We start from the raw sequence: 9462 nt of genomic DNA on the forward strand, positions 1-9462 counted from the left end.
GGCCCATCGCGTGGCCCTGCACCTGCCCTGCACCCAGCGCAGCGTGGTGCGCAGCGACGCCGCCCTGCGCCGCCTGCTGGCGCGGGTTCCGGGCCTCGACCTGGTCGAACTGCCGGACACCGGCTGCTGCGGCGCCGCCGGCCTGCACCAGCTCGCGGAACCCTCGCGCGCCGCCGCCCTGCGCACCCCGCTGCTGGAGGCGCTGGCCGCCAGCGGCGCCCGGGAACTGCTGTCGGCGAACATCGGCTGCCGCCTCCACCTGGCCGGCGGAACTACAATTCCCGTGCGCCACCCCATCGAATTCCTGGCCGAGCACCTGGCATGAACGCGACCCGCCACTACAGCCCCCTGGACCGCCTGATCATCGAGGCCCAGCACGCCCTGGGCACGAGCCTGGGCAAGGCCTTCGCCGAGCGCCCCAATCCCGCCGGCGAACTGCGCGACCCCGTGCTGGAGGAAGGCGAACGACGCCACGCCGCCGGCCTGATGCGCATCAACCACACCGGCGAGGTCTGCGCGCAGGCCCTGTACCTGGGCCAGGCCGTGGTGGCCCGCGACGAGGCCACCCGCGCCCACCTGCAGCACGCCGCGCAGGAAGAAGCCGACCACCTGGCCTGGTGCGCCGACCGCCTGCAGGAACTCGACAGCCGCCCCAGCCTGTTCAACCCGCTCTGGTACGCCGGCAGCTACGCCATCGGCCTGGCCGCGGGCCTGCGCGGCGACGGCTGGAACCTGGGCTTCGTGGTCGAAACCGAACGCCAGGTCGAGGCCCACCTCGAGGAACACCTGGAAACCCTGCCCCCGGGCGACGAGCGCAGCCGCGCCATCCTGCGCACCATGAAGGACGACGAGGCCCGCCACGCCGACAACGCCCTCGCCGCCGGCGCCCGCACCCTGCCCCAGCCCATCCCCCGCCTCATGGCCCTCACCTCGAAACTCATGAAGGCCGTCGCCTACCGGGCGTGAAACAAGAAGGGGGCCAGGTTCACTTCTCGATGAGAAGTGAACCTGGCCCCCTTCTTCTTGGAGTTACCCAGGCATCGCCTGGGTAACCCCTCAGTCGGCCAGGTTGTGGCCGTTGAAGAGCTCGACGATCTCGCGCTTGAGCTGGTTCTCGATGCGCATCCGGTCCTTGAAGCCAAGGTTCTTGGCCTTCTCCTCGAACAGGTAGGTGTCGAGGTCGAACTCCTTGAGGTGCATCTTCGTGTGGAACAGGTTTTCCTGGTACACGTTGACGTCGATCATCTCGTACTTGCTCTTGATCGGCTTGGACAGGAAGTCCTGGATCGAGTTGATCTTGTGGTCGATGTAGTGCTTCTTGCCCTTCACGTCGCGGGTGAAGCCGCGCACGCGGTAGTCCATCACCACGATGTCGGACTCGAAGCTCTCGATCAGGTAGTTCAGGGCCTTCAGCGGCGAGATGACGCCGCAAGTCGCCACGTCGATGTCGGCGCGGAAGGTGGCGATGCCGTTGTGCGGGTGGGTTTCCGGATAGGTGTGCACGGTGATGTGCGACTTGTCCAGGTGCGCCACCACGGCGTCGGAGATCAGCTCCTTGCCCGCGGCCTTCTTGTCGATCACCGGCTCTTCGGAGATCAGGATCGTCACCGACGCACCCTGCGGGTCGTAGTCCTGGCGGGCCACGTTCAGGATGTTGGCGCCGATGATCTCGGCCACGTCGGTCAGGATCTGGGTCAGGCGCTCGGCGTTGTAGGCCTCGTCGATGTACTCGATGTAGCGCTGGCGCTGCTCTTCCGAGACGGCGTAGCAGACGTCGTAGATGTTGAAGCTCAGGGCCTTGGTCAGGTTGTTGAAACCCTGGAGCCTGAGGCGCGGAAGCGGCTTGACCACGGTGGCTTTCCTGCGTGCGGAGGGGGGTGGAGCGGAGGGGGCGCATTATCAGGCAAATACCCCCCGGGGGAAACCTTGGCCCCCGGGGGCCCCGCGCCATTGCCGAGGCCGGCCGGGCGGCCTAAGCTGAACGCCATCACAGTTCGGAGAGTCCCCACCATGGCGCAGGACAGGAATTCGTCGATGGCGATCCAGCCTCCCAAGATGGTCAACAGCCCCTTGGCGCCGGACGCGGCCACGTTCAGCCGGTTCCTGGACCACTGCCACCGCCGCCGCTACCCTTCGCGCACCGATGTGTTCCGCCCGGGCGCCCCGGCCACGTCCCTCTACTACGTGGTCAGCGGCTCGCTGAGCGTGGTCAGCGAGGAGCCGGATGGCCGCGAACTGATCCTGGGCTACATCAATGCCGGCGAGTTCATCGGCGAGATGGGCCTGTTCTTCGCCGCCGATTCGCGCGCGGTGGTGGTGCGCACGCGCAGCGCCTGCGAACTGGCCGAGATCAACTACGATCGCCTGCACCAGCTCTTCGCCGGCCCGCTGGCCGCCGAGTGCCCGCGCATCCTGTACGCCATCGGCCTGCAGCTCTCCAAGCGCCTGCTCGACACCAGCCGCAAGGCCAGCCGCCTGGCCTTCCTGGATGTCAGCGGCCGCATCGTGCGCACGCTGAACGACCTGTGCCAGGAGCCGGACGCGCTCTCGCACCCGCAGGGCACCCAGATCCGCGTGTCGCGCCAGGAGCTGGCGCGCATCGTCGGCTGCTCGCGCGAGATGGCCGGCCGCGTGCTCAAGCAGCTGCAGGAACAGGGCGTGCTGCACGCGCGCGGCAAGACCGTCGTCGTCTACGGCACCCGCTGACCCATGGGCACCTCGGCCGCCGGGCACGACACCCTCCTGGTGCGGCCGGCCGCCGCGCAGGACGCCGCCGGCGTCGCCACGCTGCTGGGCGTGCTGGGTTACCCCTGCGACCGCGCCGAAGCCGCCGAGCGCCTGCGCGCCGTGGCCGAAGAGCCCGGCCAGCAGGTGCTGGTGGCCGACCGCCACGGCTGCCTGGTGGGCCTGCTGGCGCTGGACGTGCGCTACTACCTGCCGCTGGGCGGCCTGACCTGCCGGATCACCGCGCTGGCAGTGCTGGACCAGGAGAAACGCCGCGGCATCGGCCGCCGCCTGGTGCGCGAGGCCGAGCAGCGCGCCCGCCAGGCCGGCGCCGCCCGCATCGAGCTCACCGCCGCCCTGCAGCGCGAGGAGGTCCACGCCTTCTACCGGGCCTGCGGCTATGGCGAGGGCGCGCTGCGTTTCCTCAAGCGCCTCGGCGCCTAGGCCGGCGTCAGCGCAGGGTTTCGAAGGCGCCGCGCAGGCGCCGGTTCACGCGGGCGAGGCTGCGGCGGTCGGGGGCGACGAGCACCGGGCGGGCGGTTTCGCACAGCAGCGGCAGGTCGCGCGCGCTGTCGCTGTAAACGGCGGCGAAGGGCGGCCGGATGCCTTCGCGGGCCAGCGCCACCAGCTTGCGCGGACCCACGGTGTGCTCGACGCCGATCCAGCCGCCCAGCGCCGGGCGCACCGACGAACCCACCACCGGCAGCTCGGGCTGGCCCAGCACGCGCCAAACGTCGCGTGCCAGCCGCGCTTCCGCCCCGGTGACGATGACCACCGCGTCGCCCGCGGCCAGGTGCGCGTGCAGGCGCGCCACCGCCGGCTTGATCAGCAGCTGCTCGCGGCGCGCCGCGCACTTGCGCAGGAAATCCTCGCGCGCCTCGGCCAGGGCCTCGTCGGTGCGGCCCACCGTCGCCAGCCAGGTGTAGAAGCTGGCCGGCACCCAGGCGCTGCGCCACCAGGCGAAGCCGGGCGACAGGAAGGGAAAGCTCAGGCCCGCCAGCAGGCGGCGCAGCGGGTGGCTGCGCAGCAGGTCGCGCAGCCAGGCGGCGGCGCAGTCGCCGCGCACCAGGGTGCCGTCGAAATCGAACAGGACGGTGGCGCTGGCGCGGGGCACGGCGGGCTCAGCCGAACAGGCGCGCCAGCTCGGCGCCCGGATCGGGCGCGCGCATGAAGCTCTCGCCCACCAGGAAGGCATGCACGCCGGCGGCGCGCATGCGCGCCACGTCGTCGCGGGTGGCGATGCCGCTTTCGGTCACCAGCAGGCGGTCGGCCGGCACGGCCGGCTTCAGGCCCAGCGTGGTGTCGAGCGAAACCTCGAAGGTGCGCAGGCTGCGGTTGTTGATGCCCACCAGCGGCGCGCCCACCTGCAGGGCGCGCTCGAGCTCGTCGATGTCGTGCACTTCCACCAGCACGTCCATGCCCAGTTCCATGGCCAGGTGCGACAGCTCGGCCAGCGCGGCGTCGCCCAGCGCGGCCACGATGAGCAGCACGCAGTCGGCGCCCAGCACGCGCGCCTCGTACACCTGGTAGGCGTCGACGATGAAGTCCTTGCGCAGCACCGGCAGCATGCAGGCGGCGCGGGCCTCCTGCAGGTAGGCGTCGGCGCCCTGGAAGAAGTCCACGTCGGTGAGCACCGACAGGCAGGCGGCGCCGCCGCGCTCGTAGCTGGCGGCGATCTCGCCCGGGCGGAAATCGGGGCGGATGACGCCCTTGCTCGGGCTGGCCTTCTTCACCTCGGCGATGACGGCGGGCAGGCCGGCGTCCACCTTCGCCTGCAGGGCGGCGGCGAAACCGCGCGTGGCCGGCGCGCCGTCGCAGCGGGCGGAAAGCTCGCGCAGGGAAACGCGGGCCGAACGCCCGGCCACCTCTTCGGCCTTTCGGCGCAGGATGGTCTGCAGGATGTCGCTCATGCGCCTTCCCCGCGCGCGGCCGGGCCGCCGTAGGCGCGCTCGACCTTCGCCACGCGCAGCTCGAAATGTTCGTACCACTCGTCGCGGCCATGCTGGCGCGCCACCGAATGCTCGGCGTTGCGGCGCCAGGCGGCGATGTCGGCCTCGCTTTCCCAGTAGCTCACGGTGATGCCGAAACCGGCGGCGTCGCGCGTGCTTTCGATGCCCAGGTAACCGGGCTGCTGCGCCGCCAGCTCGACCATGCGGTCGGCGGTGGCGCCGTACCCGTGGTCGCCGTCGCGGCGCTGGTTGGCGAAGATCACCGCGTAATACGGCGGCGCGGGCGTGCGGGCGAAACGTTCGGCGCTCATGCTTTCTTCCCGGCGAGGCGGCGGGTGGCCGCGACGAATTCATCGAGCTTGGCGCGGGCCTTGCCCGCCACCAGCGCGGCGCGCGCCTGGGCGATGCCGTCGGCGATCGACACCGCGCGCCCGGCCGCGTACAGCGCGGCGCCGGCGTTGAGCGCCACGATCTCGCGCGGCAGGCCGTCCTTGCCGTCCAGGGCCTCGAGCAGCATGACGCGCGACTGCTCCGAGTCCTCGACGCGCAGGTTGCGGCTGGCGGCCATGGGGATGCCGAAATCCTCGGGGTGGATTTCGTATTCCACCACTTCGTTGCCGCGCAGCTCGCCCACCATGGTGGCGCCGCCCAGCGAAATCTCGTCCATGCCGTCGCGGCCCCAGACCACCATGGCGCGGCGCGCGCCCAGGCGCTGCAGCACGCGCACCTGGATGCCCACCAGGTCGGGGTGGAAGACGCCCATCAGGATGTTCGGCGCGTCGGCCGGGTTGGTGAGCGGGCCGAGGATGTTGAACAGCGTGCGCACGCCCATTTCCTTGCGCACCGCCGCCACGTTCTTCATGGCCGGGTGGTGGATGGGCGCGAACATGAAGCCCATGCCGGTCTCGGCGATGCAGGCGGCCACCTGCTCCGGCTGCAGCTCGATTTCCGCGCCCAGGGCCTCGAGCACGTCGGCGCTGCCGGACTTCGACGACACGCTGCGGTTGCCGTGCTTGGCCACCTTGGCGCCGGCCGCCGCCACCACGAACATGCTGGCGGTGGAGATGTTGAAGGTGTGCGCGCCGTCGCCGCCGGTGCCGACGATGTCGACGAAGTTCTGCGCGTCGGGCACCTGCACGCGGGCTGCGAACTCGCGCATCACCCGGGCGGCGCCGGCGATCTCGCCCACGGTTTCCTTCTTCACGCGCAGGCCCGACAGGATGGCGGCGGTCAGCACCGGCGAGACTTCGCCGCGCATGACCTGGCGCATCAGGTCCACCATCTCGTCATGGAAGATCTCGCGGTTCTCGATGACGCGTTGCAGGGCGTCCTGCGGCTTGATCGGCATGGTGTTCCTCGTTCGTCCGGCGGCGCCCTCAGGCGCGCGCCCCTTCCAGGAAATTGCGCAGCATGTCGTGCCCATGCTGGGTGAGGATGGATTCGGGGTGGAACTGCACGCCCTCGACCGGCAGGGCCTTGTGGCGCAGGCCCATGATCTCGTCCATCGAACCGTCGGCGTTCTCGGTCCAGGCGGTGATTTCAAGGCAGTCGGGCAGCGATTCCTTCTCCACCACCAGCGAATGGTAGCGGGTGGCCTCGAACGGGTCCGGAAGGCCTGCGAACACGCCCACGCCCTTGTGGCGGATGGGCGAGGTCTTGCCGTGCATGATGGTGCGGGCCCGCACCACCTTGCCGCCGAAGGCCTGGCCCAGGCTCTGGTGGCCCAGGCAGACGCCCAGGATGGGCACGCTGCCCGCCAGCTTCTCCAGCACTTCCAGCGACACGCCCGCCTCGTTCGGCGTGCACGGCCCCGGCGAGATGACGATGTGGTCGGGCTTGAGCGCGGCGATCTGCGCGACCGTCAGCGCGTCGTTTCGCACCACCTTCACGTCCTGGCCCAGCTCGCCGAAATACTGGACGAGGTTGTAGGTGAAGCTGTCGTAGTTGTCGATCATCAACAGCATGGGCTGTCCGTGGCGCCTTGCAGGGCCCCACAGGATATCCCAGCCGGACCCGCGGATTCAGGCCGCGGCGGTCCCCAGGCCGGCGCAGGCGGCACAATGCAGCGTGCCGATGCGGTGCAGGTAGCGGCTGGGCGCGCCGGCCGGGATCTCGGCCTGGCAGCCGTCGCAGACGGCGTCGATGTCCAGGCATTCCACCACCTGGGTGCGCACCGGGTGCTCCCTGCCGCCGGTCACCAGGCCGCGCGGGGCGGCCTTCACGAGCTCGGCGCGGAACAGTTCGTGGATCGCCAGCCAGCGCCGGGCCAGCGGCCCGGGCACGCCGTGCTCCAGCAGCACCTGCTCGAACAGCGCCTCCCGGTGGTCGAACAACTCGTCGGAAATCACCATCCAGTGGTGCGCGTTGAACGGGTTGAGGCCGAAGTAGCTGCGCCGGCCCGTGAACACGTCGGCCAGGAACTCGTACTGCTTCTGCACGGCGCGTTCGACCGGCACGCCCTGGAAGAAGGGCGCGAGTTTCGGGTCGGCATAGACGCGGGCGTAGAAGTCCTCCAGCAGCCGCGTCAGCCCCGGGCCCTGCCCCAGCATGACCCAGATTTCCGGCTCGGGCGCGAGCGCGGCGAGCTTGGCGGCGTCGCGCGGCAGTTCGCCGGCGGCCAGCGTGAAGGGGTCGGCGAACACCTGCGCGCGCGGGATGCCGGCGCGCAGGGCCTCGACCCGCGCCTGCTCGACCATGCGCGGATGCCCGCACAGGAACAGCAGGCCTTCGCCCAGCGCCGGGAACAGCGCGCTGGCGCGATCAAGCGCGCGTCCGGCCTGGTCCCCCGGCGACGGCGATCCCCCGGACACGCAGGCCTGGTAGTCCAGCTGCGGGTGCGCCGCGGCCAGCAGCCGCAGGGCCGTGTCCAGGTACAGGTCCTCGGGCTCGCGCACGCCGTGGAAAAAGCCGATCGGCCCGCGATGCCCGCGCGCCAGCGCCTCGCGCAGCACGCCCAGCAGCGCGCCGGCGCCGGTGCCGGTGCCGACCAGCAGCAGCGGCACGTCCGCGGGCAGCGTCGCCGGCAGGTGGAACCCGCCGAAGGGGCCACGCAGCTTCAGGCGCTGCCCCGGGGCCAGCCCACGGCAAAGCCACGGGCTCAGCGCGCCGCCGGCCATCTCGCGCACGTGGATGCGGAAGCTGAAGCCATCCTCCGGCAGGCTGGCGATCGAATAGGGCCGCGACACGCCGTCCTCGCGAACCAGGTACACATGCTGGCCGGGCCTGAAATCCAGCTCGCGGTGCGGCGCCAGTTCGAGCTCGAAGATGCCCGGCGCCAGCGCCATGCGCGACACCAGCTCCACGTCCACCGGCTGCTGCGACAGGTCGGCCGGCGCCAGCGCCACGTCGCCCGCGGGCCGGCACACGCAGGCCAGTACATGGCCTTCCGCCGCGCGGCCACCGGCCTCCGCCTGCTCGACCTGCCCTTCCAGCACGCGCACCTGGCAGCAGCCGCAGGACCCCTTGCGGCACGAATGCGCCACCGGGGCGCCGTGCCGCAGCAGGGTGTCGAGCAGCGTTTCCCCGGGCAGCGCCGGGTAGTGGAGTGATTCGAAACGGATCGTCGCCATCGCCTTCTCCTGCGCCTCAGGCCTGGCGCCCGGCCGGGGGGAATGCGTCAGAAACGGCCTGGGCGCAGGTCTTGGCTTGGCCCAGCACCAGGCCCAGGCGCGCGTCGCGTTCGGCCAGCACGGCCAGCAGCAGCAGGCCGCCCGAGCCGTCGATGCTCGACACCACGAGCTTCCCGTCGCGGCCCTCCACCAGCACGTGGTCGAGGCCGCCGGCGCCGAGTTCGCGCAGGGCCGTCTGGCCCAGCGCCACCAGCGAACTCACCATGGCGGCGAACTTGCCGCAGTCCACCTGCGAGCGGCAGCGTTCGACGAAGGGGCGGCCGTCGCGCAGTGCGAGCATGGCGGCCCGGATGCCATCGCTGGAATCGACCAGGTGCTGGAGCGCGGCGTCGCACTGGCTGCGGTTCGGGGGAACGATCACGCCCATGCATTGGCCTCCCTGGCCTCGGTGTCGTCGAAACCCAGTTCGAGCTGCATGAAGAGCAGGTCGAACATGCGGATGATGTCCTCGCGCCGGCGCGCGTCCACGACGATGGCCGGCGCCACCAGCCCATGGCGGCGCAACAGGTCCAGGCAGGCCTGGCGCAGGTCCTCGCCCGCGCGCGCGTCCTTGTTGAGCGCCAGCACGCAGGGCAGCTGGCCCAGCTCGGACGCGTAGGTGTCGAGCGTCTCGGCCAGGCCGTCCATCGCCGTGGCGGAACTGGCGTCCACCAGCACCACCGCGCCCAGCAGGCCCTCGCGCACCACGTCGAACATGAAGCGGAAGCGCGACTGGCCCGGCAGGCCGTAGAGCAGCAGCCGGCCCTGGTCGCCCAGGTGCAGCTCGCCGTAGTCGAGCGCCACCGTGGTGGTGGCCTTGCGCTCGGCCAGCTCGTCGGTGCAAGCGACGTCGGTGCTCACCGGCGGGACGTGGCTGAGCGCGGCGATGCAGGTGGTCTTGCCCGCGCCGGGTTCACCGATGAAGACGATCTTGTGGGTCCGGGTCATCGCTGGAATCCAAGCAGCAGCCCGACCCGCGCGGCGAGCCCGGACCAGCGTCCGGGGCGCGGCGCGGGCGCTTGCGCGTCCGGGCGGGGGTGAAAGACCACGACGTCGACGAGGCCGTCGCGCTCGAGCCGGTCCAGGCAGCGGCCCACCTCGGCCTCGGGCACGCCGGTGCGCGCGGCGATGTCGGCGGGCGAACGCGCCTCGCGCGAGGTCGCCGCCAGCACGCGGTGCCA

Annotated in this window: 14 protein-coding genes; 4 read left to right on the plus strand and 10 right to left on the minus strand. The window is 71.3% G+C overall.

The genetic code is table 11. The annotated features are described in order from the left end of the window. Positions 1-325: heterodisulfide reductase-related iron-sulfur binding cluster (locus N790_RS02555; protein ID WP_043800310.1), on the plus strand; the 325-nt coding region annotated here is incomplete at its 5' end. Further along, the gene (gene coq7, locus N790_RS02560) at positions 322-966 is read left to right on the plus strand and encodes a 2-polyprenyl-3-methyl-6-methoxy-1,4-benzoquinone monooxygenase (protein WP_043800312.1); all 645 of its coding nucleotides are present in this window, start codon (positions 322-324) and stop codon (positions 964-966) included. The genes N790_RS02555 and coq7, both read left to right, overlap by 4 nt. A 90-nt stretch (positions 967-1056) precedes the next feature. Here coq7 and speD read toward each other — a convergent pair whose 3' ends face one another. Further along, positions 1057-1851 (minus strand): adenosylmethionine decarboxylase, encoded by a 795-nt coding sequence (gene speD / locus N790_RS02565; protein ID WP_043800313.1) that lies wholly within the window; start codon positions 1849-1851, stop codon positions 1057-1059. Positions 1852-2034: 183 nt separating this feature from the next. On the opposite strand from speD, the gene crp reads away from it, so the two are divergent. Then, positions 2035-2706 (plus strand): cAMP-activated global transcriptional regulator CRP, encoded by a 672-nt coding sequence (gene crp / locus N790_RS02570; RefSeq protein ID WP_043800326.1) that lies wholly within the window; start codon positions 2035-2037, stop codon positions 2704-2706. A 3-nt stretch (positions 2707-2709) separates the two neighbouring features. Then, complete coding sequence (locus N790_RS02575) at positions 2710-3168, plus strand: GNAT family N-acetyltransferase (RefSeq protein ID WP_052385623.1); 459 nt, start codon at positions 2710-2712, stop codon at positions 3166-3168. Positions 3169-3175: 7 nt separating this feature from the next. Here the strand turns inward: N790_RS02575 and N790_RS02580 are convergent, their stop codons facing one another. The 9 genes from N790_RS02580 to N790_RS02620 form a co-directional block, all read right to left on the minus strand. Further along, complete coding sequence (locus tag N790_RS02580; RefSeq protein ID WP_052385624.1) at positions 3176-3838, minus strand: haloacid dehalogenase-like hydrolase; 663 nt, start codon at positions 3836-3838, stop codon at positions 3176-3178. Positions 3839-3845: 7 nt separating this feature from the next. Further along, complete coding sequence (gene trpC, locus N790_RS02585; protein WP_043800315.1) at positions 3846-4634, minus strand: indole-3-glycerol phosphate synthase TrpC; 789 nt, start codon at positions 4632-4634, stop codon at positions 3846-3848. Beyond that, positions 4631-4984, minus strand: coding sequence for an antibiotic biosynthesis monooxygenase family protein (locus N790_RS02590; RefSeq protein WP_043800318.1), 354 nt, complete (start codon positions 4982-4984; stop codon positions 4631-4633). Before N790_RS02590 ends, trpC begins: the two co-directional genes overlap by 4 nt. Further along, positions 4981-6021 carry an anthranilate phosphoribosyltransferase gene (gene trpD / locus N790_RS02595; RefSeq protein WP_043800319.1) on the minus strand — a complete coding sequence of 347 codons (1041 nt, stop codon included), beginning with the start codon at positions 6019-6021 and terminating at the stop codon, positions 4981-4983. The genes N790_RS02590 and trpD overlap by 4 nt, the downstream gene beginning before the upstream one ends. Before the next feature lie 28 nt (positions 6022-6049). Then, complete coding sequence (locus N790_RS02600) at positions 6050-6637, minus strand: anthranilate synthase component II (protein WP_043800321.1); 588 nt, start codon at positions 6635-6637, stop codon at positions 6050-6052. Between the two features lie 57 nt (positions 6638-6694). Next, a complete protein-coding gene (locus N790_RS15080; protein WP_052385625.1) occupies positions 6695-8242 on the minus strand; it encodes a 2Fe-2S iron-sulfur cluster-binding protein in 1548 nt (515 codons plus the stop codon). 16 nt (positions 8243-8258) lie between these two features. Further along, positions 8259-8669 (minus strand): roadblock/LC7 domain-containing protein, encoded by a 411-nt coding sequence (locus tag N790_RS15085; protein WP_052385626.1) that lies wholly within the window; start codon positions 8667-8669, stop codon positions 8259-8261. Next, entirely contained in the window at positions 8660-9229 is a 570-nt protein-coding gene (locus N790_RS02615; protein WP_052385627.1) for a GTP-binding protein, read from the minus strand. Before N790_RS02615 ends, N790_RS15085 begins: the two co-directional genes overlap by 10 nt. Next, positions 9226-9462, minus strand: a 237-nt coding sequence (locus N790_RS02620; protein ID WP_043800323.1) for a MarR family transcriptional regulator, incomplete at its 5' end; no start/stop codon positions are given. The genes N790_RS02620 and N790_RS02615, both read right to left, overlap by 4 nt.

The organism is Arenimonas malthae CC-JY-1 (assembly GCF_000747075.1).
Taxonomy (GTDB): domain Bacteria; phylum Pseudomonadota; class Gammaproteobacteria; order Xanthomonadales; family Xanthomonadaceae; genus Arenimonas; species Arenimonas malthae.